The following is a 26,583-nucleotide window of genomic DNA, read 5'->3' as shown; positions in this document are numbered from 1 at the left end:
CGTCACCTCCGCGGGAGAGAGCCATGAATATCGCCAGCGTGCGTCGGCCCATCGTCCCTCCGACCCCGCCGCGTGCACCCGACGATATGTCGTTCCTCGGCCGGCTTGCGGTGATCAAGCGGAACATGATCGCGACCTGGGGACAGCGCGCCTATGAGGAAGATGTCATCCAGGGCCGCTTCTTCTTCCGCAACAGTTTCATCCTGAACCAGCCGGATGCGATCCGGCACGTTCTGCTCAGCAATTACGAGAATTATTCGCGCACCCCGGCGGGCATCCGCATGCTGCGTCCCGTGCTTGGCGAAGGTCTTCTGATTGCCGAAGGCCATGCCTGGACGCATCAGCGCCGCACCCTCGCGCCGGCGTTCACGCCGCGCGCGACGGCAAACCTGGTCCCGCCCATGACGGCGGTGCTCGACGAGACTATCGTGAAGCTGGATGCACGCATGAGCGAGCCGGTCGATCTGCGCGAGATCATGCAGCGCATGACGCTGGAGATCGCCGGACGTACCATGTTCTCGTTCGGCATGGACCGGCACGGCCCGACCTTGCGCAACTTCGTCATGGAATACGGAGCCCGGCTCGGGCGGCCGTACTTGCTTGACATGGTGCTGCCGCTGTCCTGGCCGAGCCCGATGGATTTTGCGCGCGCCCGTTTCCGCAAGCGCTGGACCGAGTTCGTCGCAATGCTGATCGCCGAGCGGCGTGAGATGGGCAAGAAGGACGGCGCGCCGCCGCGCGACCTGTTCGACCTCATGGACGAGGCGCGCGATCCTGAAACCGGCAAGGGCTTTTCCGACGAGCAACTTGTCGACGAAGTCGCGACCATGATCCTCGCGGGTCACGAGACCACGGCGACGGCACTGTTCTGGGCGCTCTATTTGCTCGCGCTCGATCCCGACACACAGGAGGAGGTCGCCTCCGAGACCCGTGGCGAGCACCTCGACAGCATGGCCGACATCGATCGCCAGAAGTTCACCCGCGCGGTGATCGAGGAGACCATGCGGCTTTATCCGCCGGCCTTCCTGATCGCCCGAGCTGCGCGCGAGAACGACAACGCGGCCGGCGTCGAGATCGGCAAGGGCGACATCATCATGATCGCGCCGTGGCTGCTGCACCGGCACGAGAAGTTGTGGGATCAGCCGAATGCGTTCATTCCAAAGCGCTTCATGGCGAAAGAAGCGCCCGACCGCTTCGCCTATTTGCCGTTCGGCGCGGGGCCGCGCGTCTGCATCGGCGCTCCGTTCGCGCAAGCCGAATCCGTGCTGGCGCTGGGCCGGCTGATCGGCGCGTTCCGTGTCGAGCTTGCCGATACCGCAAATCCCGTGATCCCGCTCGGCGTCGTCACGACCCAGCCGGATCGTTCACCCCTGTTCCGCATCACGCGTCGGTGAGAGGCGCTTGCCTCGCCGATGGGGTGATCCAACACAGATAGAGTTGCGCCATGAGCGATATCCAGGCCCAGTTTTCCGTTCTGAAGCAGACCGCCGATGCGAAGGTGGTCGACGCGATTACGCGCCTCATCGAGGACGGGGAGGATCACGAGCTCAACCGCGTCAATGTCCTCGACTTCTCCAGGGAGCACAGCCTCGACGAAGAGCGCGTGATCTCGGCGTTCCTGCATTCGGCACGGCTCGGCCTGTTCGATCTCGGCTGGAACGTGCTGTGCCCGGGCTGCGGCGGCGTGCTGGGGGCGCATTCGACCCTGAAGGCGCTCAAGCCGGATGAGTATCACTGTGCGCTTTGCGCCTGCGGCTACAAGACCTCCGTCGACGATCAGGTCGAGGTCTCCTTCACCGTGAACTCGCGTGTCCGGCGCATTGCGGCGCACGATCCTGACACGCTTCCGGTATGGGAGTATTTCAAGCAGGTGTTCTGGAGCTCGGGCGTCGACTTCAACAAGGAATCGTTCGCGACGCTCGCCAATGAGGTGACATTGGATACAATGGAGCTCTCGTCCGGCGAGAAGGCGACCATGTCGCTGCAACTGCCGAACGACTTCATCATCATCTTCGAGCCGGTGACGCACGCAGCCCATTTCATCGACGTGCAGGGCGAGCCGACCAAGGACCGTCAGCAGTTCGCCATCATGTACAACAAGGTGCAGGCGCCGACGGGAACCACGACCCTGCGGCCGGGCCCGCTGCGGCTGTCGCTGGAGAATCAGGCCGGCGTGCGCGTGCTGCCGTCGGTGTTCATCGCGGCCGAGGCGCTTCATCATCTCATCGGCAAGCGCAAGCCGTTCCTGACTGCCAAGCGGATGCTGTCGAACCAGACCTTTCGCGATGTGTTCAAGGCGGACAATCTCAGTCTCGACCAGCGGCTCCAGATCACCTCGCTCACCTTCCTGTTCACGGATTTGAAGGGCTCGACCGCGCTCTACGAGCGCGTCGGCGATCTGGCCGCCTTCGATCTCGTGCGCGCGCATTTCCATGCGCTGCTCGAGATCATCTCCTCGGAGAGAGGCGCGGTGGTGAAAACCATCGGCGACGCCGTGATGGCGACCTTCGTCCGACCCGAGCATGCGATCGTCGCCGGCCTGCGGATGCGCGCAGCCATGGACGAGCTCAACAAGAAGCGCGGCACTGGCGACCTCATCGTCAAGATCGGCATCCATGAAGGCCCGTGCCTTGCGGTGATGCTCAACGAGCGGCAGGATTATTTCGGCCAGACCGTCAACATCGCCTCCCGCGTGCAGAGCCTGTCGACCGCGCAAGAGATTCACATCACGGGGCCGGTGCTGGATGCGCCCGCGGTTGCCGAGCTGCTCCAGCAGCGTGCGATCAAGCCGATCCAGAAACAGGCGGCCCTGCGCGGCATCGCCGACAAGATGGTGGTGTACGAGATACCGTGAGGGGCGGATCACGCTCACCATAGTCTTGCAATGACCGAGGTGGAACAGATTGCCGAAACGTAATCAGCGTGCGTAACTGACGCACGTTGCGCCGGTTGAGTTTCCCACTCATATAAGGCTGATAGCGGCCGCGCTCCCGCGGCCTCATCGATTTTCGTAGGACCTTATGCTCGACGGCCTGCGCCAATTCATCGCCGACATTGTTGCTCCTCATGCCCAGGACCGCGCATTCGGTGACGGTGATTACCGGCTGGCGGCGACCGCGCTGCTGGTTCATGTGGTCTCTCTGGACGGCCAGCCGACGGCTGCCGAGCAGAGCAAGTTGCACAGCCTGATCGAAAGCCATTTCGGGCTCGATCGCGGCACTGCCGATCGTCTGATCGCGGATGCGACGGAGGTCGAGGGCGAGGCGGTCGACCTCTATCACTTCACCAGCGTCATGATGCGCTCGCTCGACGAAGAGGGCCGCAGGCGCATCGTCCAGATGATGTGGGAGCTGGTCTATGCCGATGGCCAGGTTACTGAATTTGAGGACAATGTCGTCTGGCGCGCCTCTGACCTGCTCGGGATTTCCCAGCGCGACCGGATCGACCTGAAGCACGCGGTCGCAGACCGCGCCGGCGGCCCGGTCAAGGACAACGCGGTCGGTGGGTGATCTGTGCCAACACCGCGAATTGGCGGTTGTACAGACCACATGACGAAACTTTAATGTAGCCTCTGGGCTGCCTGGGTTCCGGATTCCCCTGTAAATCCATGGTTTTCCTGCTTCCCCGTTTCCCGCTCAAGTGGCTATGCGGCGGGCGCCGCTTGCCTGTCGCGCACGGCCCATGCTCTCGTTCCAGCATTGCAGGCCAAAAAACTTCAATTCAAGAGACTTCGATCGTGACTGAGCGGGTAACGTTGATCACCGGTGCCTCGGCGGGCATCGGCATGGAGCTGGCGCGTGTGTTCGCCGCGAACGGACACCGTCTTGCGCTGACGGCGCGACGCGCGGACCGGCTCGTGGCGCTCGCGAACGAGCTCGCCGCCAAGGGCGGCAAGAAGCCGATCGTGATCGCCTGCGATCTCGAGGACGCGGATGCCGGCGAGAAGATCGCCGCCGCACTCGCTGCCGAAGGCGTCGAGCTCGATCATCTCGTCAACAATGCCGGCTTCGGCGTGTTCGGTGACGCAATCGAGCGCGACCGCGTCGAGCAGCTCGGCATCGTGGATGTTAATGTCCGCGCGCTGACGGATCTGTCGCTGCGCTTTGCCGATCAGCTCATCAGCAACAAGGGTGGTCTTCTCAATGTCGGATCGGTCGCCGGTTTTCTGCCCGGCCCCGGCATGGCCGTCTACTACGCGTCCAAGGCCTATGTGATTTCCTTCACCGAGGCCCTTCGGGCGGAGCTTGCACCGCACGGCGTCCGCGTCACCGTACTTTGCCCGGGGCCGGTGCCCACCGAATTCCAGGCGCGCGCCGGCGTTGGGTCCGGACACGACACGGCCCTTCTCAATGTTTCTGCCGCCGACGTTGCACAGCAGGCCTATCGCGGCCTGATGGCCAACAAACGGGCAGTGCTTCCCGGCCTGGGCATCAAGATTGTGCCGTTCGCGCTGCGTTTCTTCCCGCGCGGCTTCATCCTGTCCGCCACCAGCTGGTTCCAGAGGCAAAGGTAGTAATGGGAGCTCTGATTCCGTCGTGGCCCGGAGCTTGCTTCAATATCGGGCGTGTGTACGCAAACTCACACGAAATTAACGATCGCTTAGTTATGCTGGCGGTCTGAACCGATAGCACTCGCAGAGACCATGTCGTTCCGGACGAACAGGTTTGGTGACGCAGAAGTGGTGCCCTTCCCCAGAAGGACGCCAAACGTCGCCGCCTCCGAAACCCGGTTGCCGGTTCTGATGATCCTGCATCAAGAGTCCTCGACGCCGGGCCGCGTCGGCAATGCGCTGCGCGCGCTCGGCCATCGCCTCGACATCCGTCGTCCCCGCTTCGGCGATCCCCTGCCCGAGACACTCGACCAGCATGCCGGCGCCGTGGTCTTCGGCGGCCCGATGAGCGCCAATGATCCCGACGACTACATTCGCCGCGAGATCGACTGGATCGAAATTCCGCTCCGCGAACAGCGGCCATTCCTTGGCATCTGCCTCGGCGCGCAAATGCTCGCGAAGCAGTTAGGGGCCCGCGTCGCGCCGCATGCGGATGCCCTGACCCAGATCGGCTATTACCCGATCCGCCCGACAGAAGCGGGACACGGGCTCTGCCCGAATTGGCCGGCGCGGGTCTATCATTGGCATCGCGAAGGCTTCGAGTTGCCGGTTGGCGCTGAATTGCTTGCGGAAGGCGATGATTTTCCGGTGCAGGCGTTTCGCCTCGGCAACGCGTTCGGCGTGCAGTTTCATCCTGACGTGACCTACGCGATGATGCATTGCTGGACCACGCGCGGCTATGACGGCCTCAGCGCGCCCGGCGCGCGGCAGCGGCATCACCATTTCGCGGACCGTGCCGTCTACGATGCCGCCGAACGCGCCTGGCTCGATCACTTCATCGACGGCTGGCTGACGCGCCGGCCGATGCTGGCGCAAGCCGCCGAGTGATCGCGCCTTCTCGGGTCCTTGGCGCAAGCCCTTGTCTCATCCCTTTATATGCTAGGCTTGCCGCCAACGAGCGCGTGTGAAACTGCGCCGGCAAACAAAGGAAGAGCGCCATGGCCTATGAACACATTCTCTATGAGGTCAGCGACAAGGTCGCGACCATCACGCTCAATCGTCCCGACCGCATGAATGCGTGGACGCCCATCATGGAACGCGACGTGCGCCACGCGATGGAAGCATCGAGCGCCGATGATAATGTCCGCGTCATTGTGCTCACCGGCGCGGGCCGGGCCTTCTGCGCTGGTGCCGACATGGATGCGCTGAAGGGGCTTGACCCCAATGACGTCAGGCGAGCGTCGAACCTGCCGCCCTTCGACATGAACCGGCGGCCCGACTGGCAGACGCGCTATGGCTTCTATCCGTCGATCGGAAAGCCCGTGATCGCCATGCTCAACGGGGCGACCGCCGGCATCGGCCTCGTCCACGCGCTCTATTGCGACCTGCGCTTTGCCGCCGACAACACCGTGTTCACCACCGCCTTCGCGCGGCGCGGTCTGATTGCCGAGCATGGCATCAGCTGGATGCTGCCGCGCATCGTCGGTCATGCCAACGCGATGGATATGTTGCTCTCGGCGAGGCGCGTGGGGAGCGACGAGGCATTGCGGATCGGTTTGGTGAACCGGCTCTGCCCGCCGGAAAAACTCCGCGAGGAGACGTATGCCTATGCACGCGATCTTGCCGATTTCGTCTCGCCGAGCGCGATGGCCGTGATCAAGCGGCAGCTCTACGAGGTGCCGTTCCAGACGCTGGCGGAGGCGACGATCGAAGCCAACCGGGAAATGATGGTGGCGCTGAACGGCAGCGATTTCAGGGAGGGTGTCGCGAGCTTTATGGAGAAGCGACCGCCAAGGTTTACGGGGAAGTAGGGGGGCCGAGAGTTGAGGAGGTAGCCCGGCTTCGCCCTTCGGGCTACGCCGCGGCAGCCTTCGCTCGTTTCGCTGCGAGGGACTGTCCGGGCTTGCCGAGCCGTAGCTCGCGAAGCGAGCGAAGGCTGGTGGAGCCAGGCGGGATCGAACCGCCGACCTCGTCATTGCGAACGACGCGCTCTCCCAGCTGAGCTATGGCCCCTTTGCTGGCCGCGCTGGTCAATGCGGCCGACAACCGGGCGCCATTTAAGTCCCCGCCAAGGTCAAGTCAAGGACGGGTGTAACCTGGTTTTAGCCATCCCGGCACCGACTTCCCTTGTTTGGTTCGGGGGGAACCGATATCTAGCAGTCTTCCTCCCCTGCGAGCTCCCCATCAGATGCGTGCTATTCTCGAAATCATTCTGCTGATCTTGGACCTGTACGTCTGGCTCTTGATCGCCTCAGCCATCTTGTCGTGGCTCATCGCGTTCAACGTCGTGAATACGCGCAATCAATTGGTCGCAGCAATTGCCGAATTTCTGTACCGAATCACCGAGCCTCTGCTGGCGCCGATCCGATCGATCATGCCAAATCTGGGCGGCCTCGATATTTCGCCCATTATCCTGATCTTGCTGATCTATCTGATCGAGAAGTTGATCGTTTACAACGTTATGCCTCTCGTCATCGGATATTGATGGAACCTTGGCGTTACGGAGCCGCAGGAATCAGCATCGCGCTGCGGGTGACGCCGCGCGGTGGCCGCGACGAGATCGACGGCATCGAGCAGCTGGCCGATGGCCGCAGCGTGCTCAAGGTGCGGGTGCGCGCCATCGCAGATGGCGGCGAGGCTAACAAGGCCGTTCTGGTGCTGCTGGCGAAATCGCTTGCCGTGCCCAAGGCCAGCGTAAAGCTCCTGTCGGGAGCGACCTCCCGGCTGAAGCAGATCGCGGTCGACGGCGATCCGGCGCGGCTCGGCGAAGCTCTGCGCCAGCTCGCATCAGCCAAATCGACAGACTGAGGAAAGAGGCATGACCGCCAAGATCATCGACGGAAAAGTCATCGCCGCAGAACTGCGTGCGCGCGTCGCGGACGAGGTCGCCCGCGTCAAGCGCGAGCACAATCTGGTGCCGGGCCTTGCTGTGGTCCTGGTCGGAAGCGATCCGGCGAGCGAGGTCTATGTCCGCTCGAAACACACCCAGACCCAGGCTGCCGGCATGGCGTCGTTCGAGCACAAGCTGGCGGCCGACGTCTCGCAAGCAGATCTCCTGGCGCTGGTCGCAAAACTCAACCGCGATCCCGCCGTGCACGGCATTCTGGTGCAACTGCCGCTGCCCAAGGGCCTCAACACCGAGACCGTCGTCAATGCCATCGATCCCGCCAAGGATGTCGATGGGCTGCATCCGAACAATGCCGGCCGCCTCGCCGGCGGTTTCGAGGCGCTGTCGCCCTGCACGCCACTCGGCTGCATTATTTTGACCAAGAGCGTGCATGCTTCGCTCGAAGGCATGAACGCCATCGTGATCGGCCGCTCCAACCTCGTCGGCCGCCCACTGGTGCAGCTGTTGCTGAACGAGAACGCCACGGTGACCATCGCACATTCGCGCTCGCGCGACCTGCCCGGGCTCGTGAAGCGCGCCGACCTCGTCTACGCCGCGGTCGGAAAGGCCGAGATGGTGCGCGGCGACTGGCTGAAGCCGGGCGCGACCGTAATCGACGTCGGCATCAACCGGATCCCGAAGGACGACGGCAAGACGCGTCTCGTCGGCGATGTTGCCTACCAGGAAGCGCTCGCAGTGGCTGGCGCCGTTACGCCGGTGCCGGGCGGCGTCGGTCAGATGACGGTCGCGTGCCTGCTGGTGAATACGCTGCGCGCCGCCTGCGCGATCGCGGGTCTGCCGAAGCCGGCGGTGTAACTCAAATTCTCGCGTCCCGCCGCAGCGCCGCGTGCAACGATGCGGTGCTGCGCTGGGACAGGACAGCTCAGGCCTTCTTCTTCTCGCGATCAATGCCTTCGAGGATCAGCTTGTGCGCATCCTCGGGGCCGCCCCAGCGCAGGATCTTCACCCACTTGCCGGGTTCGAGATCCTTGTAGTGCTCGAAGAAGTGCTGGATCTGCTGGAGCGTAATGTCCGGCAGGTCGGAATACGACTTCACCTTGTCGTAGCGCTGCGTCAGCTTCGAGGACGGCACCGCCAAAATCTTCTCGTCGCCGCCGGCTTCGTCTTCCATGAACAGCACGCCGACCGGGCGCACGCTCATGACGGCGCCGGGGATGATGGCGCGGGTGTTGATGATCAGGACGTCGCAGGGGTCGCCGTCATCGGACAGCGTGTGCGGGATGAAGCCGTAGTTACCGGGGTAACGCATCGGCGTGTAGAGGAAGCGGTCGACCACCAGCGTGCCGGCTTCCTTGTCCATCTCGTATTTGATCGGCTCACCGCCCACAGGGACTTCGATGATGACGTTGACGTCCTGTGGTACGTTTTTCCCGATCGAGACCGCATCGATACGCATTCAAGGCTCCGTTGTTGCCGAGGTTAAATCGCACCCGGCAGCGATTTTGGCGCTGTCATACGCGGGCTTGCCCCGCTGATCCATCGCGTTTTTGTGAAATAATGAATCCAGCGATCACCGGCTCAAAAGGCAGCGGTATCGACGGAAGGGAAGCGCTGCCGGCTGGACTTCAGCAGCTCAATTGGTCCAAGCGAAGGCAACCTTGTCGAGCGACTTCGGCCCGAAACGCTCCGACGAGCGCGCCACCATGCGGCCGCCCAAGGCACGGTAGAACTCGGTGGCCGGATCGTTGTCCGAGAGTGCCCACACCACCATGCTCTTCAGGCCGCTCTGCATCAGGTCGCGGCGGGCCGCGGTGAACAGGCGGCGGCCGAAGCCCAGGCCTTGGAATTCGGGACGCAGATAGAGCTCATAGACCTCGCCGTCGAAATGCAGGCTGCGGGCGCGGTTGCGACCGTAATTGGCATAGCCCGCGATCTTGTCGCCGAACACCAGCACGCTGACGCGGCTGCCCTTGCGGATCGCGCTGTCCCACCATTGCGGACCGCGGCGGTTGATCAGCTTTTCCAGCTCGGCGCCGGGAATGATGCCCTGATAGGCGGAGCGCCAGGCTTCGTCATGGGTGGACGCCACCGCGGTTGCATCTGCGGCTTTGGCCGGCCGGACCTCGATCAGGGTTGTGCTCATGGACGCAATCAAACCAAGTCGCCGCGCCAACGGCAAGACCTATCGTTAATTATGGGTTAACCTGTGGACTTTCTGCATCAGTATTTTCACCATGTTGTACCGAAAAAAGACAAGGCGCCGATTCGAATGGCACCGGAGTGCCGTGCGTCGGTGCAAAACTGCTTTGCGGCAACGAATGAACGGCAATGGCAACGCAGAAAGTCTGCCGATATTGATTCGTTCCTATTAGTGTGACGGTCGCTGTTCTCGCCTCCGGCAATTCATGCGGCTCCTCAACACCCTCGTGCTTCTGCCTCTCCTGGCCCTGCTGACTGCGCCGCCTCTGTGCGCCCAGGTCACGTTTGGCTCGTCCGGAGCGGAGGGTGATCCATTTCGCCGGCAGCAATGGCGCGTGCCATCGCCGGGTACCGACATCGCCGCGCATGCTCTGCTGTTTCGCCCGCCAGGTGCCGGCCCGTTCCGGCTTGCGGTGATCGCGCATGCCTCGACGCAAAATGGCTTGCGGCGCGCGCAAATGCCACAGCCGGAATATCGCGCGCTCACCGCATTCCTCATCGCGCGCGGCTTCGCCGTGCTGGTGCCGGAACGGCTCGGCCATGGCGCGACCGGCGGCCGCTATGCCGAGGACCAGGGCGGCTGTGACGAGGCGGGCTATGCGCGCTCGGGCCGCGCAACGGCCGACGCAATCTCACTCGCGCTGGAGGATTTGCGAAAGCAGGATTTTATCCGCGAGGACGCCGCGATCGTGATCGGCCATTCCGCCGGCGGTTGGGGCGCGTTGGCGTTCGCGAATGCCGATCCGAAAGCGATCTCCGCCATCATCGCCTTTGCGCCGGGACGCGGCGGCCATGCCAATGACGAGCCGAACCGGATCTGCGCGCCGCAGACGCTTCTCGCGGCAGCGGCTGAATTCGGCAAGGCCGCGCGCATCCCCGTCACGTGGCTCGTTGCCACCAATGACAGCTATTTTGCACCGGCATTCTCGAAAATGTTGGTCGACGCATTTCGCGGCAGCGGCGGCAAGGTCGATTTCCGCACCCTGCCGGCCGCCAGCGGCGAGGGGCACTGGACGATCGAAACCGAGGCCGGCGTCAAAGCCGCGAGTGCCGAACTCGATCGCGCACTGAAGCCGGTGGCTGGCAAAAAGCCATGACGCTGTATTTCCTGGTCGCGCTCCTGACGCTGGATAAGCGCTGATGCCAAAATGGCCTGATGACGACGTGATCCTGTTCGACGGCGTCTGCATCTTCTGTTCGCGCTGGGTGCGGTTCGTCGCGCAGCGGGACACGGCGAAGCGGTTTCGCTTCACGCCGATCCAGTCGGACTATGGCGCCCGGCTCGCGCGCACGTTCGGCATCGATCCGGATGATCCGGATACAAATGCTGTTATCCATGGCGGCGACGTCTTCATGAAGTCGGACGCCGCGCTGACGGTGCTGTCGAACTTGCCGGGATGGAATTGGACGCGCGCGTTGTTCGCCGTGCCCAAACCGTTGCGAAACGCTGTGTACAGCCTCATCGCACGCAACCGCTATCGCATCTTCGGCAAGTATGACGCGTGCTTTGTGCCGGACGCGGATTTACGGGCACGGGTGATCGAATGACGGAGTTTGCTGTTACGGCTTGTTTGAAGCCGCCAGCACTTCCTGCGCCGCGCGCTCCCCTGAGTCCCTCGCTCCATGCGCCGTTGTGAAGAAGTTCGGCGACGTCGCTTCTCCCGCAAAGAACAACCGCCCATCTACCGGCGCGGCCAGCACGGCGCGGTCGCCGGAGTGGCCCGGCAGCGCGTGCGAATATGAGCCTCTCGCGAAGGGATCGTGGGCCCAGCGGGACTCGTAGAGCGGCTTCAGCTTTTGCCTGATGTCGTTGCCGAGAAAGCCTGCGATTTCGTCGATGCTTTGCGCGGCGATCGCGCCTTCGCCGGCGGCTTCCAACTCGCGGGCAAAGCTGCCGCCGAAAAAGCCTTCGATGCAGGGCTGGCCGAACGGGCGGATGTGGTAGGTGCCCATGGCGGTACGCATGGTGGCGCCGCGCAAATTACCTTCTTTCGGAAAGGCTTCGGCGTCCTCGAGCGCAAGCGTCACCTTGTCGTCGACGCCGAGCGGCAGGCCGGCTGCGGCATCGACCTTGGCGCGCAAGGCAGGTGAGAACCGGATTGCTTCGTCGGCGATCAGGTTGGTCGGCACGGTGACGATCACCTTGTCCGTGGCCAGCGCGCCCTGTGAAGTTTCGATGCGGATGCGCTGGCCGGAATGATCGATCAGCGTGACGTTGCAGTTCAGCGCCATCGGGCAAGGCGCGCCATAGGCCGCGATCAGGGTCCCATATCCGGCCCGCACGCGCCAATTGAAGTAGGTGTCCTCGTAGGCTTCCATGTCCAGGAGCGAGACCTGATCGAGCTCGCACCCGTTCACATAGGTCGAGACCGCGTCGATCATGGGATTCCAGCGGTTGCCGGGTTCGAGATAGCGGGAGGCGGGAGCATCCTCGCCTGCTTCCGCAGCCTCGGAGGCGCGATCGTAGAACTGATCGATCGCGCGCACGAAATCCTGGCGCAGAATTTCCGGAAACGCGTCGCCAAAGGCGCGATCGCTCCAGGGCGGCAGGTCGTTATTGAGTTCGAAATTGAGCTGCCGAGCGATCGGAACGAAGGAGTTCTTGTCGGCAGAGTGCAGCCAGCCGCAGCCGACGTCGAAGGTGACTTCGGGCGAGGCCTGTACGGTCCAGGCGCGGCCGCCGAGCCTGTTACGCGCCTCCAGCACGATCACGGAAAGGCCTAAGCCTGCCAGCGCATGCGCCGCGCCGAGGCCGGCGGCGCCCGCGCCGATGATCGCGACGTCGACTGAGGAGGGAAGGGACATAGCGGTCAATTTCATCGTCATGCCCGGGCTTGTCCCGGGCACCCACGTCATTGACACCAGTATCGAAGACGTCAATGGCCGGGACAAGCCCGGCCATGATGCATTCGTCGTGTGTCCGAGTGGCTCTTACGCCACCGCTTCCTTGGACTTTTCCGCGCGCTTGCGTTCGTTGGCGTCGAGGTGCCGCTTGCGCAGACGGATCGACTTCGGCGTGATCTCGACCAGCTCGTCGTCCTCGATATAGGCCAGCGCCTTTTCCAGGGTCATCCGGATCGGCGGCGTCAGGCGCACCGCTTCGTCCTTCGAGGTGGTTCGGATGTTGGTGAGCTGCTTGCCCTTGAGAATGTTGATCTCGAGGTCGTTCTCGCGGGTATGCTCGCCGACGATCATGCCCTTGTAGACCTTCCAGCCTGGCTCGATCATCATCGGACCACGATCTTCCAGCTTGAACATGGCGTAAGCCACCGCTTCGCCCTGATCGTTGGAGATCAGGACGCCGTTGCGGCGGCCCTGGATCTCGCCCTTGTAGGGCGCGTAGCCGTGGAACAGACGGTTCATGATCGCGGTGCCGCGCGTGTCGGTGAGCAGTTCGCCCTGATAGCCGATCAGGCCGCGGGTCGGCGCGTAGAACACCAGCCGGAGGCGGTTGCCGCCGGACGGCTTCATCTCGACCAGCTCGGACTTGCGCTCGCTCATCTTCTGCACGACGACGCCGGAATGCTCCTCGTCGACGTCGATGACGACTTCCTCGATCGGCTCCAGGGTGGCGCCGGTGGCCTCGTCCTTCTGCAGCACGACGCGCGGACGCGACACCGAAAGCTCGAAGCCTTCGCGGCGCATGGTCTCGATCAGGATCGCGAGCTGCAATTCGCCGCGGCCCGAGACTTCCATCGCGTCCTTGTCGGAGGCTTCGACGACCCGCAGCGCGACGTTGCCTTCGGACTCGCGCAGCAGGCGGTCGCGGATCATGCGGCTGGTCACCTTGTCGCCTTCGGTGCCGGCGAGCGGCGAGTTGTTGACGATGAAGGACATCGACACGGTCGGCGGGTCGATCGGCTGCGCCACGAGCGGGGTCTCGACCGACGGATCGCAGAAGGTGTCGGCGACAGTGCCCTTGGTCAGGCCGGCGATCGCGACGATGTCGCCTGCATCGGCTTCTTCGAGCGGGGTGCGCTCGATGCCGCGGAAGGCGAGAATCTTGGTGATGCGGCCCTGCTCGATCATCTTGCCGTCGGCGCCCAGCACCTTCACGGCCTGGTTCGGCTTGATCGAGCCTGAGGTGATGCGGCCGGTGATGATGCGGCCGAGATAGGGGTTGGCCTCGAGAATGGTGCCGATCATGCGGAACGGGCCTTCCTCGACGGTCGGCGGCGCGACATGGCGCACGATCAGGTCGAACAGCGGCTGCATGCCGGCTTCGTGCGACCCATCCGGACTCTCGGCCATCCAGCCTTGCTTGGCCGACCCGTAGAGGATTGGGAAGTCGAGCTGTTCCTCGCTGGCGTCGAGCGCCGCGAACAGGTCGAACACCTCGTTGATGACTTCGGTCGCCCGCGCGTCGGGACGGTCAACCTTGTTGATGACGACGATCGGCTTCAGACCGACCTTGAGCGCCTTGGAGACCACGAATTTGGTCTGCGGCAGCGGGCCTTCGGCGGCGTCCACCAGCACCAGCGCGCCGTCCACCATGTTGAGGATGCGCTCGACCTCACCGCCGAAATCGGCGTGGCCGGGAGTGTCGACGATGTTGATGCGCGTGTCCTTCCACTGCACCGAGGCCGCCTTCGCCAGAATGGTGATGCCGCGCTCGCGCTCCAGATCGTTGGAGTCCATGGCGCGCTCGGTCACCTTCTGGTTCTCGCGGTAGGTACCGGACTGCTGGAGGAGACGGTCGACGAGCGTTGTCTTGCCGTGGTCGACGTGGGCGATGATAGCGATGTTGCGAAGGTTCATGAGTGAGCTTCTTTGCGGTCGGACAATGGGTTAAGCGCGATCTCGCCGGTCAGACCGGGACCTGTTCTCGAAACAACGCTGAAAGTCTGGAAACGGGGCGCTTTCCGCCCAAAAAGGAAACCCGGTCTCTGCGACCGGGTACCCTATGCGTTGCGGCGCAATATATGCAGAAACAGCCAAAAAACAATGTGTTCTTTGGCTGTTGGTTGATTGAATTTTGTCCGGGAATCCCCGGGGGTTATGGGGCAGGCTGGGAGAGAACTCTTCGATCGCCAGCCGTGCCCGGACGTTACCGGCGGCTTGGTGAAAGGCGACTTTGACCAGTCCGTAGCTTCTCCGACATTGCGAACCTCGACTCGGACCCAACCGGAATGGCGGGTAGCGTCCAGGGTTCCGGGATGCCCGCCGCCGCGGTGCGACCGGGCTCATCGTGAACCACGATCCATAGGCATGCGCCGATGTATGCTTGACAAATCCATAGGTGGCACCCTATGGATAATGATGGGCCAAACACAGGCGACTGAACTCTTTCGAGTTTTGTCCGATCCTACCAGACGGGGCCTGTTCGAGCGGCTTTCGCGAGAGGGAGACCTGACCGTGAGCGCCCTAACTGCTGGCGCCCACGTCTCGCAGCCTTCGGTATCGGAACATCTCAAAGCCTTGCGCTCGGCCGGATTGGTCACGGACGAGCGTCATGGTCGGCAGGTGTTCTATCGCGCCCAGCCCGATGGTCTCGCGCCTCTTATGGATTGGCTTGGGCACTACGAAGGTTTCTGGCGCGAGCGCTTCAATCAAATGGAAAATTTACTGAGGGAGATGGATTAGTGACCGAAGCTGTCGCCCTGCGCTCATTGATTGTTGAGCGCACGCTGCCTTACCAACCCGACAAGGTGTGGCGTGTACTGACGCGGCCAGCTCTCATTGACCGATGGTTGATGAAGAACGACTTCGAGCTTCGCGTCGGCCACCATTTTAATTTTCGCGCTCAGCCCATCTACGGATGGAATGGCGTCACGGACTGCGAAGTTCTGGAAATCGTTCCGAACGAGCGGCTGGTCTACAGTTGGAACGCCTCCGGCGAACAGGCCAAAGGCGGCCTCAAAACCATCGTGACCTGGACATTGACAGCAGTCGGCGGCGGCACAGCCGTTCAGATGGAGCAATCTGGCTTCCGGCCGGAAGACGAAGGCGGCTATCGCGCGATGGGCGGCGGTTGGCCAGGCATGCTGGCCAAAATGGAAGAGGTCGGATCCGACTTTTAGCAAACTGCTCGCGGGCATTATCGGATCGTATTTCAATTCTTCCCGCTCAACAGTTCTGGCATGGGTTCGCGGTCTTATTGAGCCAGGCTTCGGCGCGCGTATCACCGTTTGGACGTCATGCCGAGTTGAGGTTCGCCCTCCTCGGTCGGATAGACCCCGCGCAGCACCTCCTCGAAGTGCATCTTCACGGCCTCGTTGCACATGCAGGCGCGCAGGCGGAGACCCTCGCGGTTGCGGACCAGGATCGATCCGCGCCGTGTGTCGAGCACGCCTTCCGCCTTGAACGACTGGAGCACGCGGCTGGCGTAGCTGCGGCCGACGCCGAGCAGCGTCGCGAGTTGTTCGTGCGTCAGCGGCACGCTGCTCGCGTCGCCGGTCCGCTCCATCGCCGCCAGCATCCATTTGGCGGTGCGCTGCTCGATCGAGTGAATGGCGTTGCAGGCGGTGGACTGGAAGATCTGCGCCAGCATGCAATCGGCGTAGCGAGCGAAGACATGGCGCAACGACGGCGAGCGCTGCTTGGCGGCCTCCAGCTTGCTGACATGAATTCGCGCAAACGGCCCGCCGAATTTCACGCAGATCCGGGTATAGGCCGGCAGATAGCCCTCGCTGACGATGCCGCCGACCGCGCCTTCGCGGCCGACCAGAATGGTCTCGACATCGCGGCCGTCCTCATTGGGAACCACAAAGGTCGCAAGCGCCGGCCCGCACGGAAAATGGACCACTTGGACGTCGTCGCCGGGGTTGTAGAGCAGTTCATTCGCCGTGGCGTTTTCGACCATGATGTGTGGTGCAAGCAGGGCGAAATCGGCCTGGCTCAAGCGCCGCAGCAGATTGTTGGTCGGCCGGCTGTCGATCTCGGTGGCGTTGCTGGTGCGCGCGTCCATCTTAAACTCCCATCCGCCTCCACATTAGCTAGTTCCGGCCAGGTCCTGTGTGCACAAGTGGACAGACCTAACAACTGAGATGTGGTGGGTTTCGTTCCGGGAACCCTCCGGCGCGGTTCCGGGAACCCTCCGGCGCGCTGGGCGCAGGCGTCGTGACGCGGCTGTCCTGATCAGAGAAACCTCATGCTCCAAGTTGTGGCGATGGCACCCGCTCTTTCCGATGGTTCAGACTGTCCTGCCGATGTCCTGATCGTCGAGGACGATCCGATCATCGCAATCGACTTCGAGGATCGCCTGCTCGGATTTGGCGTGAAGAGCGTGCGCACGGTGGGATCGGTGGCGCAGGCGCTGGCCGCGATCGCGGCGCGGGCTCCCGATTTTGCGCTGCTCGACGTCGAGCTGAGCCGCGAGAAGAGCTTTGCGGTCGCCGAGCGGCTGGCGGCCCTGCAAATTCCCTTCGTCTTCGTCACCGGTTACGACGCCGAAGCACGGATCGCTCCCGATTTCGTCAAGCGGCCGCGTCTGCAAAAGCCATGCTCGAGCGAGGCGCTGGAGATCGCGCTACGGTCGCGTGGCGCCTGAAGCCGGTCAAGCCGGCTTGGGATCAAGCGTGGTCGACCACAGCGCGACGTCGGCGCGGTCGCGCAAGGTCACCGTCATCTGGCCGGACCCGCCGTCGATCTTGACGTGACCGAAGAATTGCATGCCGGCGGACGGCGGCAGGTTCTGGTCGTCCTTGCCGGGCGCCTTGACGAAGCGCACCTCCGGCCCAAAGGTGTTATCGAGTTCGTTCGGACCGAACGTGCCCGCATGCAGCGGCCCCGAGACGAATTCCCAGAACGGCTCGAACTCCTGGAATTGCGCCTTGTTCGGATCGTAATAATGCGCGGCGGCGTAGTGCACGTCCGCGGTCAGCCACACGGTGTTCTTGATCGGCGCCATCTTGATGAAGCGCAGGATGTCGGCGATCTCGAATTCGCGGCCGCGCACCGGGCCGTCGCCCTGCGCAAACGCCTCGGAGCCGCCCTTCGGCGTGTCTGACACGACGAGGCTGAGCGGCATGTCAGAGGCGATCACCTTCCAGGTCGCGCGCGAATTTAGGAGGCCGCGCTTGAGCCAGGCCATCTGGTCCGGGCCGAGGAAGTAGCTGGCCGGGCCGTAAGCGGTCTCGAGATTGGGGCCGTTCGGGCCGCGATAGCTGCGTTCGTCGAGCACAAACAATTCGAGATGCGGGCCGTAGGAGATCTGGCGATAGACCCGGCCGGGCTCGACGATGCTCTCGCGCATCGGATACATCTCGTGGAAGGCGCGGCCTGCGCGCGCCGCGAGCAGCGTGACGTCGCGCTCCTTGTAGGTCGCCGGCAGCTCCTTCGACAGCGACCAATTGTTGGTCACCTCATGGTCGTCCCACTGCACGAAGATCGGCACTTCGGCGTTGAAGGCGCGAACGTTGTCGTCGGTGAAATTGTATTTGTGCGCGGCGCGGTACTCGTCCAGCGTCTCGGCGACCTTGGCCTTCTCGGGGATCGTAACGTTCTTCCAGATCTTGCCGTCGGCGAGCTTTACCTCGGACTGGATAGGACCGTCGGCATAGATGGTATCGCCGGAGTGCAGAAAGAAATCCGGACGGTGCTTGCGCATCGCCGAGAAGGTGAACATGCCGCCATCGTCGGGATTGATGCCCCAGCCTTGTCCTGCGACGTCGCCGCCCCAGACGAAGCTGACGTCGCGGCGGTCGGCGGGCGCGGTGCGAAAGCGGCCGGTCACCGGCTCACCCTCCACCGCGGTGTGCGAAAGGTCGCGGAAGCGGACGCGATAAAAGATGTCCTGCCCGCCCGGCAGGTTTTCGATCAGCATCTTTGCGGTGAAGTCGCTCTCGGGCAGCGCCGCGATCGGCGGCAGCGCGCGGGCATCCCTGAACGACTCCGTCGTCGCCACTTCGACCAGCATCTGCGAGGGACGGTCGGCGCGCGCCCAGACCACGCCACCGTCGACGGTGACGTCGCCAGACTGCACGCCATGGGTCACCGCCGGCCGGTCGGCCGCGCGGGAAAGATGCGGCATTGCAACCGCGCCAAGCGCGCCGGCACTGGTCGTCAGGAAACGGCGACGTGAAAATTTGATGTTCATGGGACGGTCTCGATATCGCGTGACGCGGACCGCCCAAGGCGGCCGCTACGGTGAAGTCCGACGCTATATCGAGACAATGTGACGCAGCGATTACGCGCTGCCGGCGGCCCTGAACTGCGCGCCCGCACGTTGCAGGTTCTGCGGCAGGCTAAACAGCACAGCCTTACGATCGGCGACGGCCGCGTGGAACTGGTCGAGCGCGATGTTGAAGGCGGTGAGCGCGGCTTCTTCGACCGCGCCGTGATCGAAGCAGCGCAGCGTATTGCGCAGGATGTCGTCGGCCTCGGTCTGCATCTGGTCAAGGTCTTCGGTCGTCTCGCTCTTGCGTGCCGCCGCGATCATGTCGAGCAGGCGTTCACGCTGATGGTTGTTGTTGTCGCGCTCGTCCTTCTTCAAATAGCCCGCAAACCAGGCGCCGATCGAGCCCATGGCCGAGAGCGCCATCAGGGTCCACCAGATGTAATCGCTGTATTTGTCGAGGAAGGTCTTTTCCTCGCCGTCGACGAAGGCGGCCGCGCCGGGATGCACCGGGATCACCGCATCCTTGTCGGTGTCGGGCGTTTCGATCTTCGCCGCCAGCGGGAATTCAGTCACCAGTTGCTGGCGCACGGCAAAAAGCTGGCGCGTGAACGCGGCGATGTTGGTTTCGGATACGCCTTTGCGCGCCACGATGTGGTGCGAAAAGCTGATCGTCTTGACCTCGTCGTCGGGGCGAACGGGTGAGCCGCCATAGGTGCCGGCCGGAATCTCCGAGGCTTCATAAACCGGATGGTTCTGCGCGATCGCATCCGCGGAATCGATCGCGAGGAAGACCGGCGTGCCGCCTTCCCTGGCAGTGGCGGCGATCGCGTCCGACGTAATCTTGCTGTTGACAGGGCCGGCCGCGAGATAGGCATCGGCCTTCTGGGCCTTGATCGCCTCGGCGGCTTCGTTGGCGGGGAACTGTATGACCTCGACCTTGGCAGGATCGACGCCGTATTGCTGGAGGATCACCTTGAGCAGATTGACGTTAGCCTGGGTGCGGCCGATCACCCCGACCCGACGGCCGGCGAGCTGCGCGATCTTGGTGATCTTCGCGCCCTTCTTCTTGCCCTTGCCGGGCACGGTCCACAGCACCACGACGTTCTTGCGCAGGGTCGCGACCGCTTGCGCGTTCTTCGGCACGTCGACGTCGCCGCGCACGATGGCGAGATCAACCTTGCTTTCCGCGAGCGCCTCGGCGCTGGCTGTGGCGCCGTCGGTCTGGATCGGCCGAAGCCGCACCTGACTCTTGTTCTGAGTGAAGGCCTGCGTCAGCGCCTGCACGACCTTGAGGTCATCGCTGTTGGCGGGACCGACCGCGATCTTCAGCGTCACCGGCCGCATCGCGAAATAATAGCCGCCGGCAAGCGCGCCCACGATCGCAAGCACGAGTGCCAGAGATACGAGCGCCGTCTTCCGCGCCGCTGATCGCGGCGAAGGCGGGGTGGGCGCTTCAGCCAGGTCCAATCCCCCGGTCATCGATCTCCCGAACAGTCGCTTGAGGTTCAGTTTCATCTTGGCCGGCGATTTACACCCGCAAGTGTAGCAAATTTCCTGTCCGGCGGGGTTACATCTCCGTCATGGTTAGCGGACGGCACAAATCCCGTATGAACCCGGGGCGCCAGCACGGTGTTAGGGTAAAGTTCCCCTGAAGGACGGAGGCGACGATGGCAGAACGGCTCGAGGCGGAGGCGCGCAGACAGGCGCTGGGCGGACTCCCTGGCTGGACCGTGGTTCAAGGACGCGACGCGATCGGGAAGACCTTTGTCTTCAAGGATTTCAACGAGGCGTTCGGCTTTATGGCACGCGTCGCGCTGGTCGCCGAAAAGATGGACCACCACCCCGAATGGCGCAACGTCTACAAGACGGTGGAGGTGGTGCTGGCGACCCATGATGCCGGCGGCGTCACCGCGCTCGACATCGAGCTCGCCAAGGCGATGAACGCCATCGCCAAGCTGACACCACGCTGACGTCTTGCGAGGCGCTGCCGCGTCCCCATCTTGTGATCAGTACGCGATGCGGCGATCTGCCGCTCTGACGCCACCCTTGGCTGAAGTGGAGTTTGTCGACCATGGCTGCCGAACACAGCGTTGGTTTCGAGCCGGCCGACCGGCTCGCGGAAGATCGCGAGAGCGTGCGCCGCCGCTTCTGGCGCAAGCTGAAGCGTGTCGCCGCGCAACTGCCATTCGCAGAGGATCTGCTCGCCGCCTATTACTGCGCCTTCGACCGGCAGACGCCGCGCCATATCCAGGCGTCGCTGCTCGGGGCGATCGCCTATTTCATCCTGCCGTTCGACTTCGTTCCCGACGTGATGCCGATCCTCGGCTTCACCGATGACGCCGCCGTGCTCGCCACCGCGATCCGCATGGTCGCCAGCCACATCACGAGCGAGCATCGCGAAGCCGCCCGCGCCGCACTGAAGCGCGGGGTGGATGAGGTGGAGGCGATCTAGGAGCCTTGTCGTAGCGTTCGCCACAAGCACGCTGTCATTCCCCGCGAAGGCGGGGAATCCAGTACGCCGCGACCGTGCGGTTCAATCATTGCCGCGTCCGGGTACTGGATCGCCCGGTCATCAAGCCGGGCGATGACGACTGAGTGTGTGGATACGAGCGCTCGCTACTTCTTCTCCGGCCCAGCTTGCGCCCGCGCCTTCTCCGCGTCCCACGCCTGGAATTGCTTGAATAGCGTCTCCCTGTCCGCGTCGGAGACTTTCGCAGCCGTGGAGCTCTGCTTCAAAAAGGCCTCGAAGCGCTTCTGCGTCACTGGCTCGACGCCGTGTTTGTCGAGCCATTGCTGCGCCACCGGCAATCGGCTCCAGCCGGACAGCGGTGCCGCGAGCGAAACCTCCCTCCATTTGGGATGGAAAGGCGGGTTCTGGAGCGCAGGGAATTTCGTGAAGAATGCGTCCACGAACAGCGCGAGCTTGCGGTAGCGCTCGGTGTTGGGCGCCCAATTATAGGCCGCGAGCACCGCCGGCACCGCGATCGTGTCGACGCTTTCGCCCTCCTTGATCAGGTTCGGATAGTCCTTTGCAGTCAGCGTCGCCGGCAGATAGTCGTTCTGGAGCGGCTTAGCATAGTCGACCTTCGCAAGATGGAAGCGGCCGTCATTGCCGAACGTCGAGACCGATTTGTACGGCTTGCCGCCGACCACGATGACGGCGTCGATCTCGCCGGCCTTCAGCTTTTCCATCGCGATGCGCTGCTCGACATAGACGAATTTTGCCTTGATCCCGAGCCGTTCGAACACGGTGAGCGCGGTGACGAAGGTGCCGCCGTTCGGCAGATCGACGCCGACAGTCTTGCCTTCGAGGTCTTTGAGCGTCGCAACCGATTTCGGTGCGATCACCTGCATCTCCTCGTTGTAGAGTTTTGTCACATAGGTGAACTGCCGCTTGATGTCCTTGGCAAAACCCTTGCGCTCGAGATAGTCGAGCGTGTCGGCCCGCACGACGCCGAGATCGACGCCTTGCAGGAACAGGATGTCGGCGACGCTCTGTACCGAGCCACGGCCGACGATCGGCAGCACGCGAATCTTGTTGCCGTCGTCGAGCACGGAGGCGAGATCGGCGCCGAACTGCACATAGGTGCCGCCGATCGTGCCTGTTATCAGCGTGACGGTGTTGGCGTTCAGCGCCTGCTTGGTCGAGCTCGAGCCGAACTGGAAGATGGCTTTCAAACTGTCCGATACTTTCGCCGGATCGTATTCGGTCTGCTCGGCGCGGGCGGTGAAGGCACAGATCGTCATGATGGCGGCAAGCGCCATTCGCAAAGTGTTACGCATGATGTCCCCTGAAGAGTTCTAGTTCTGAAACCGGGCGAGGCGCTGGCGTGCCTCCGCAGATCCGAGCGATGCAGCTCGCTGGTACCAGTCACGTGCGACCGATGCGTCGGCAATGACGCTCCGCGCGTCGCTGGCGCCAAGCACCGCGGGGTCATAGCTCTGTGCGAGCAGAAGCGCGGCCGTTGCATCCCCAGCATTGGCCGCGCGTTCGAGCAGCAAACGCGCCGATGTGATGTCGCCGATGCCGATCAGGCTCCTTGCGCGCGTCATCAGCCCTGCCAGCGTCTCGGCATCGAGTGCCCTGACGGGCTCGGGTGGTGGAAGCTGCGCCACGAGCGGCGCCGGTGCCGGCACGGGACCTTGGGTTTGCAGCGCGATCTGATAGGCGGTCGCGATCGCTTCGCGGCTTGGCGTCGACGGTGCAGGGAGGGCCTGCGGGTCGGCGCTCGCCAGCATCGGGTTGGTTACGCGGGCGGGATCCTTCAGCGGGGTCTGCCGGGCGGCCGGCGGACCGACCGGTGTCGCAATTTGCTGCGGGGCTGCGTCGGTCGAGCCTCCGGCATCGCCGGCCAGCAGCCGGCGAAGGTCGGACTGAAACAACGTGACCGGGATCGCGAGGGTGGACGCCACCAGAATGGCGGCCAGAACGCGCGAGACCATCCTCGTTCTGGGACGCAAACCCGGTGGCGCGTACTCCAATGGGTCCGGTGCCCCGAGCGGATCGGACAGGAACAGCGGCATTGGATCGTCTGAAATATCGGCCCGTGCGGCGCGCGCACGGATGTAGGACCTGGCAGGCGGATGTGACGCAGATTGATCGGAGTCGAACGCCCCCGACTCCTTGGACGGACGGTATGCCGTCGTCTCCATGGTGTGATGCTCCCCATTATTACGCAACGCAGGGGCCTTCCCGGCTCCAGTCTTCTTGTTGTTGTCCAGAAGCGCCCCGCAAACTGGAACCGGTAAATCGCCGTCCGATTCAGCCCAAAAAACGACGGCGGTTTGCGCGAATTGGGAAACATTTGGGTTTGATTACGGCGAGGCGGGGGAATGCACCGCAATTTTGGCGGTGATGGTTGACGGCATTTTCACCATGGAGCGCGCACGAAAAAACCGGCGCAGCTTCAGCAGCGCCGGCTTTCGCGCGATGACGGTTGCGCATGGGGGCGACTGCGTCGCCCTGACCTCACGGATGCAAGATCACCTTGCCCATGGCCTGGCGTCCCGCGAGCACCTTCAGCGCGTCGGCAGTCTGTGCCAGCGGGAAGACGCGGTCGACATGCGAGGAGATTTTTCCTTCCGCCGTCCACTTCACGAGCTTCTCGAGATTGGCGCGGTTCTTTTCCGGGTTGAGGCGCGTCCAGGCGCCCCAGAACACGCCGCGGATGTCGCAGCCCTTCAGCAGTGCGAGGTTCAGCGGCATCTTCGGAATGTCGCCGGCGGCAAAGCCGATCACCAGGAAGCGGCCCTCCCAGGCGATCGAGCGCAGCGCCTGCTCGGCATAGGTGCCACCAACCGGATCGAAGATGATGTCGACGCCCTTGCCGCCGGTGAGTTTTCGCAGGCTTTCCTTCAAATCTTCCTTGCCGTAGTTCAGCGTCAGCTCGGCGCCATGCGCTTTCGCGAATTCGAGCTTCTCGTCCGACGAGGCGCAGGCGATCACCTTCAGGCCCATCAGCTTGCCGAGCTCGCAGGCGGCAAGGCCCGTGCCCCCGGCGGCGCCCAGCACCGCGAGCGTCTCGCCCGGCTTCGGGCTCGCGCGATCTTCCAGCGCATGCAGCGCGGTGCCGTAGGTGATGATGATGCCAGCCGCGCGGTCATAGTCGAGATTGTCGGGAATCTTCACGATCGATGCCGCCGGCAGCGCGATCTTTTCGCGCGCGCCGTTGTGGCCGCAGGAGGCGACGACGCGTTCGCCGACCTTCACGTCGGTCACGCCGGGACCGACGCTCTCGATCACGCCCGCGACTTCGGCGGCCGGCGAGAACGGGAACGGCGGCTTGATCTGGTACTTGCCCTGGATCATCAGGATGTCGAAGAAGTTCAGCGCCGCCGCCTTGATCGCGATCACGGCTTCGCCGGGACCTGCCACCGGATCCGGCACGTCGGCCAGAACGAGATCGTCGGGCTGGCAATATTGCGAGCAGAGGATGGCTTTCATGGCGGCACCTTGGGCGTTTCGAGTGGAATTATAGTTTGCCCGTTTCTGCCGGATTTAGGCACGGGCGACAATCCGGTTTCTTTGTAGAAACTGCGCGCCGGCCTATCCTCCAGTCATTGCGAGCAATCCAGGCTATTTCCGCGGTACGGTTTCTGGATGGCTTGCCTTCGCTCGCAACGACGAAATAACAAGGATTCAAACGATGTTTGAAACGAGCCTGCTTAGGGACAAGCGCATCCTCGTCACCGGTGGTGGCTCGGGTCTCGGCGCGGCGATGGGGCGCCGCTTCCTTGCGCTCGGTGCGGAGCTCGTGATCTGCGGTCGCAAGCTCGATCGGCTGGAAGCGACGGCGAGCGAGATGCGCGAAGAGACCGGCGGCAAGATCACCATCGTGGCCTGCGATATCCGCGACGGCGCCGCCGTCGAGAGCATGATGGACGCCATCTGGCGCGAGGCGCCGCTCGATATTCTCGTCAACAATGCCGCTGCGACCTTCATCGCGCAGAGTGAGCATCTGTCGTTCCGTGCAGCGGATGCGATCCTCGCGCCGACGCTGCATGGCGCGATGTATTGCACGCTTGCCGCCGGCAAGCGCTGGATCGAGGGCAAGCATGGCGGCGTCGTGCTCTCGATCCTCTCGACCTCGACTATCACCGGCCGCGCCTTCACCGTGCCGTCGGCGATGGCGAAGTCGGCGGTGCTGGCGATGACCAAGAGTCTTGCGGTCGAGTGGGGCCCGAAGGGCATTCGCACCGTCGCGATCGCGCCGGGACCGTTCCCGACCGCTGGTGCCTCAGGGCAGCTTCGTCCCGAGGGCCGCGACGAAGGGTGGGCCGCGCGCAACCCGATGGGGCGCGCCGGCGAGCACAGCGAGCTTGCCGACCTCGCCAGCTTTCTGGTCTCCGATCGTGCCGGCTACATCAACGGCGAGATGGTGGTGATCGACGGTGGCGCGCATTTGCGCAGCTCCGGCGCCGAGGATTTGTTGCGCTGGACCGATGCGCAATGGACAGAGCAGCGTGCGGCGCGATCCAGGGCCTAGTCACCGCAACCTTCCCTAACTGCCTTCCCAAATTGGACTTTTCCGGCTATCCCTGCCGCGGGGACAACGCGCGGCCGGGCCATCTTCCAGTCACAATATTGAGGGAACCACTCCAGCATGTGGCGGGTGCTGATTTTAGCTCTAATGACTGGCGTGGCAGCCGGTGGAATCACCAATTCCGCGCGGGCGCAGACGGCGCAACCGGCGCCCAAAACTGCACCGAAGGAGGCCGCGCCGAAATCGGCTGCGCCGGCGGCCCATACGACCGGAAAGACGGCTGCAAAGCCCGAGAGCAAGCCGATGGCCGCTCCCGCGGCGGTTGCGGGCGGCGCCGAGCCAACCCTGATCGGCCAGTTCGGCACCTGGGGCGCCTATTCGGCCGCGCCCAACGGCAAAAAGGTCTGCTTCGCGCTGGCCAAGCCGTCGTCGTCGAAGACCAACCCGCCGAATCGGCCGCGCGATCCAGCCTATGCCTTCGTCTCCACCCGCCCGGCGGAGAAGGTCAACAACGAAGTCTCGGTCATGATCGGCTACGCGCTGAAGCCGGGCTCCGAATCCTCGGTCGAAGTCGGCGGCGGCGCTTTCGCCATGTACTCGCAGGGCGACGGTCTCTGGATCAAGAACGCGGCCGAGGAAGAGCGGATGGTCGAGGCCATGCGCAAATCCGCCGATCTCGTGGTCAAGGGCGTCTCAGCCAAAGGAACCGAGACAACCGACACCTTCTCGCTGAAGGGCCTCGCGCAGGCGCTTGACCGGATTTCGCAGGATTGCAGGCGTTAAGGCTGCGGGCGGTATCATGGTCGCAATCGGCGGTTCCGGTTGCTATATAGGGGCTATTCCCAAGGTACAGCCGTCATGGCCGGGCTTGTCCCGGCCATCCACGCGCTGGCTACGGGCGGATAAAGAACGTGGATGCCCGGGACAAGCCCGGCCATGACGAGAC

General features: G+C 63.6%; 28 protein-coding genes and 1 tRNA gene. 18 read left to right on the top strand and 11 right to left on the bottom strand.

What is annotated here, in order from left to right:
- The first annotated feature begins 23 nt into the window (after window positions 1-23).
- From IVB27_RS14145 to IVB27_RS14120, 6 genes are all read left to right on the top strand, one after another.
- Window positions 24-1,394 (top strand): cytochrome P450, encoded by a 1,371-nt coding sequence (locus IVB27_RS14145; RefSeq protein ID WP_247444156.1) that lies wholly within the window; start codon window positions 24-26, stop codon window positions 1,392-1,394.
- A 50-nt stretch (window positions 1,395-1,444) separates the two neighbouring features.
- Window positions 1,445-2,854 (top strand): adenylate/guanylate cyclase domain-containing protein, encoded by a 1,410-nt coding sequence (locus IVB27_RS14140; RefSeq protein ID WP_247444155.1) that lies wholly within the window; start codon window positions 1,445-1,447, stop codon window positions 2,852-2,854.
- Between the two features lie 166 nt (window positions 2,855-3,020).
- Window positions 3,021-3,509, top strand: a complete 489-nt coding sequence (locus IVB27_RS14135; protein WP_247352439.1) for a tellurite resistance TerB family protein — start codon at window positions 3,021-3,023, stop codon at window positions 3,507-3,509.
- A 227-nt stretch (window positions 3,510-3,736) separates the two neighbouring features.
- Entirely contained in the window at window positions 3,737-4,513 is a 777-nt protein-coding gene (locus tag IVB27_RS14130; RefSeq protein ID WP_247444154.1) for an SDR family NAD(P)-dependent oxidoreductase, read from the top strand.
- A 129-nt stretch (window positions 4,514-4,642) separates the two neighbouring features.
- The gene (locus IVB27_RS14125; RefSeq protein ID WP_247444153.1) at window positions 4,643-5,437 is read left to right on the top strand and encodes a glutamine amidotransferase; all 795 of its coding nucleotides are present in this window, start codon (window positions 4,643-4,645) and stop codon (window positions 5,435-5,437) included.
- 110 nt (window positions 5,438-5,547) lie between these two features.
- Complete coding sequence (locus IVB27_RS14120; protein ID WP_247444152.1) at window positions 5,548-6,360, top strand: enoyl-CoA hydratase; 813 nt, start codon at window positions 5,548-5,550, stop codon at window positions 6,358-6,360.
- 126 nt (window positions 6,361-6,486) lie between these two features.
- Here IVB27_RS14120 and IVB27_RS14115 read toward each other — a convergent pair.
- Window positions 6,487-6,562: transfer RNA gene (locus IVB27_RS14115), tRNA-Ala, on the bottom strand.
- A gap of 175 nt (window positions 6,563-6,737) precedes the next feature.
- Between IVB27_RS14115 and IVB27_RS14110 the strand changes: the two genes are divergently transcribed.
- The 3 genes from IVB27_RS14110 to IVB27_RS14100 are packed head-to-tail and all read left to right on the top strand — an operon-like array spanning window position 6,738 to window position 8,252.
- On the top strand, window positions 6,738-7,034 hold the full coding sequence (locus IVB27_RS14110) for a YggT family protein (RefSeq protein WP_247352886.1): 297 nt from the start codon (window positions 6,738-6,740) through the stop codon (window positions 7,032-7,034).
- On the top strand, window positions 7,034-7,357 hold the full coding sequence (locus tag IVB27_RS14105) for a DUF167 domain-containing protein (RefSeq protein WP_247352432.1): 324 nt from the start codon (window positions 7,034-7,036) through the stop codon (window positions 7,355-7,357). Before IVB27_RS14110 ends, IVB27_RS14105 begins: the two co-directional genes overlap by 1 nt.
- Before the next feature lie 10 nt (window positions 7,358-7,367).
- Window positions 7,368-8,252, top strand: a complete 885-nt coding sequence (locus IVB27_RS14100; RefSeq protein ID WP_247444151.1) for a bifunctional methylenetetrahydrofolate dehydrogenase/methenyltetrahydrofolate cyclohydrolase — start codon at window positions 7,368-7,370, stop codon at window positions 8,250-8,252.
- Between the two features lie 67 nt (window positions 8,253-8,319).
- Here IVB27_RS14100 and ppa read toward each other — a convergent pair whose 3' ends face one another.
- Together ppa and IVB27_RS14090 are read right to left on the bottom strand one after the other, a co-directional pair.
- Window positions 8,320-8,853, bottom strand: coding sequence for an inorganic diphosphatase (gene ppa, locus IVB27_RS14095; RefSeq protein WP_247352428.1), 534 nt, complete (start codon window positions 8,851-8,853; stop codon window positions 8,320-8,322).
- Between the two features lie 177 nt (window positions 8,854-9,030).
- Entirely contained in the window at window positions 9,031-9,540 is a 510-nt protein-coding gene (locus tag IVB27_RS14090) for a GNAT family N-acetyltransferase (RefSeq protein WP_007598725.1), read from the bottom strand.
- Window positions 9,541-9,802: 262 nt separating this feature from the next.
- Between IVB27_RS14090 and IVB27_RS14085 the strand changes: the two genes are divergently transcribed.
- Window positions 9,803-10,693, top strand: a complete 891-nt coding sequence (locus tag IVB27_RS14085; RefSeq protein WP_247444149.1) for an alpha/beta hydrolase family protein — start codon at window positions 9,803-9,805, stop codon at window positions 10,691-10,693.
- A 43-nt stretch (window positions 10,694-10,736) separates the two neighbouring features.
- Window positions 10,737-11,144 (top strand): thiol-disulfide oxidoreductase DCC family protein, encoded by a 408-nt coding sequence (locus tag IVB27_RS14080; protein ID WP_247444148.1) that lies wholly within the window; start codon window positions 10,737-10,739, stop codon window positions 11,142-11,144.
- A gap of 12 nt (window positions 11,145-11,156) precedes the next feature.
- Here the strand turns inward: IVB27_RS14080 and IVB27_RS14075 are convergent, their stop codons facing one another.
- Together IVB27_RS14075 and typA are read right to left on the bottom strand one after the other, a co-directional pair.
- Window positions 11,157-12,401 carry a flavin monoamine oxidase family protein gene (locus IVB27_RS14075; protein ID WP_247444197.1) on the bottom strand — a complete coding sequence of 415 codons (1,245 nt, stop codon included), beginning with the start codon at window positions 12,399-12,401 and terminating at the stop codon, window positions 11,157-11,159.
- 126 nt (window positions 12,402-12,527) lie between these two features.
- Window positions 12,528-14,354: a translational GTPase TypA gene (gene typA / locus IVB27_RS14070; RefSeq protein ID WP_247444147.1), complete on the bottom strand. Its 1,827-nt coding sequence runs from the start codon at window positions 14,352-14,354 to the stop codon at window positions 12,528-12,530.
- A 498-nt stretch (window positions 14,355-14,852) separates the two neighbouring features.
- On the opposite strand from typA, the gene IVB27_RS14065 reads away from it, so the two are divergent.
- Window positions 14,853-15,179, top strand: coding sequence for an ArsR/SmtB family transcription factor (locus tag IVB27_RS14065; protein WP_524536481.1), 327 nt, complete (start codon window positions 14,853-14,855; stop codon window positions 15,177-15,179).
- Window positions 15,179-15,616, top strand: coding sequence for an SRPBCC family protein (locus IVB27_RS14060; RefSeq protein WP_247444146.1), 438 nt, complete (start codon window positions 15,179-15,181; stop codon window positions 15,614-15,616). Before IVB27_RS14065 ends, IVB27_RS14060 begins: the two co-directional genes overlap by 1 nt.
- 101 nt (window positions 15,617-15,717) lie before the next feature.
- Here the strand turns inward: IVB27_RS14060 and IVB27_RS14055 are convergent, their stop codons facing one another.
- Window positions 15,718-16,503, bottom strand: a complete 786-nt coding sequence (locus IVB27_RS14055; protein ID WP_247444145.1) for a Crp/Fnr family transcriptional regulator — start codon at window positions 16,501-16,503, stop codon at window positions 15,718-15,720.
- A 183-nt stretch (window positions 16,504-16,686) separates the two neighbouring features.
- Between IVB27_RS14055 and IVB27_RS14050 the strand changes: the two genes are divergently transcribed.
- On the top strand, window positions 16,687-17,085 hold the full coding sequence (locus IVB27_RS14050; RefSeq protein WP_247444144.1) for a response regulator: 399 nt from the start codon (window positions 16,687-16,689) through the stop codon (window positions 17,083-17,085).
- A gap of 6 nt (window positions 17,086-17,091) precedes the next feature.
- On the opposite strand, the gene IVB27_RS14045 is transcribed toward IVB27_RS14050, so the two are convergent.
- Entirely contained in the window at window positions 17,092-18,633 is a 1,542-nt protein-coding gene (locus IVB27_RS14045; protein ID WP_247444143.1) for an alkaline phosphatase D family protein, read from the bottom strand.
- A 90-nt stretch (window positions 18,634-18,723) separates the two neighbouring features.
- On the bottom strand, window positions 18,724-20,169 hold the full coding sequence (locus tag IVB27_RS14040) for a TAXI family TRAP transporter solute-binding subunit (protein WP_247444142.1): 1,446 nt from the start codon (window positions 20,167-20,169) through the stop codon (window positions 18,724-18,726).
- Between the two features lie 152 nt (window positions 20,170-20,321).
- Here IVB27_RS14040 and IVB27_RS14035 point away from each other — a divergent pair, with 152 nt between their 5' ends.
- Together IVB27_RS14035 and IVB27_RS14030 are read left to right on the top strand one after the other, a co-directional pair.
- The gene (locus IVB27_RS14035) at window positions 20,322-20,624 is read left to right on the top strand and encodes a 4a-hydroxytetrahydrobiopterin dehydratase (RefSeq protein ID WP_247444140.1); all 303 of its coding nucleotides are present in this window, start codon (window positions 20,322-20,324) and stop codon (window positions 20,622-20,624) included.
- Window positions 20,625-20,725: 101 nt separating this feature from the next.
- Window positions 20,726-21,106, top strand: coding sequence for a YkvA family protein (locus tag IVB27_RS14030; RefSeq protein ID WP_247352406.1), 381 nt, complete (start codon window positions 20,726-20,728; stop codon window positions 21,104-21,106).
- A 164-nt stretch (window positions 21,107-21,270) separates the two neighbouring features.
- On the opposite strand, the gene IVB27_RS14025 is transcribed toward IVB27_RS14030, so the two are convergent.
- From IVB27_RS14025 to IVB27_RS14015, 3 genes are all read right to left on the bottom strand, one after another.
- Complete coding sequence (locus tag IVB27_RS14025; RefSeq protein WP_247352404.1) at window positions 21,271-22,437, bottom strand: TAXI family TRAP transporter solute-binding subunit; 1,167 nt, start codon at window positions 22,435-22,437, stop codon at window positions 21,271-21,273.
- A gap of 18 nt (window positions 22,438-22,455) precedes the next feature.
- Window positions 22,456-23,307 carry a hypothetical protein gene (locus tag IVB27_RS14020; RefSeq protein ID WP_247444139.1) on the bottom strand — a complete coding sequence of 284 codons (852 nt, stop codon included), beginning with the start codon at window positions 23,305-23,307 and terminating at the stop codon, window positions 22,456-22,458.
- A 316-nt stretch (window positions 23,308-23,623) separates the two neighbouring features.
- Entirely contained in the window at window positions 23,624-24,598 is a 975-nt protein-coding gene (locus tag IVB27_RS14015; RefSeq protein WP_247444138.1) for an NADPH:quinone oxidoreductase family protein, read from the bottom strand.
- Window positions 24,599-24,800: 202 nt separating this feature from the next.
- Here IVB27_RS14015 and IVB27_RS14010 point away from each other — a divergent pair, with 202 nt between their 5' ends.
- Together IVB27_RS14010 and IVB27_RS14005 are read left to right on the top strand one after the other, a co-directional pair.
- Window positions 24,801-25,640 carry an SDR family oxidoreductase gene (locus IVB27_RS14010; protein ID WP_247444137.1) on the top strand — a complete coding sequence of 280 codons (840 nt, stop codon included), beginning with the start codon at window positions 24,801-24,803 and terminating at the stop codon, window positions 25,638-25,640.
- Between the two features lie 117 nt (window positions 25,641-25,757).
- On the top strand, window positions 25,758-26,420 hold the full coding sequence (locus IVB27_RS14005) for an invasion associated locus B family protein (protein ID WP_247444135.1): 663 nt from the start codon (window positions 25,758-25,760) through the stop codon (window positions 26,418-26,420).
- The last annotated feature ends 163 nt before the right edge of the window (window positions 26,421-26,583 follow it).

The organism is Bradyrhizobium sp. 197 (assembly GCF_023073375.1).
Taxonomy (GTDB): Bacteria; Pseudomonadota; Alphaproteobacteria; order Rhizobiales; family Xanthobacteraceae; genus Bradyrhizobium.
Note: the sequence above shows the minus strand (reverse complement) of the source record. Positions and strands in the feature narration are given on the sequence as shown.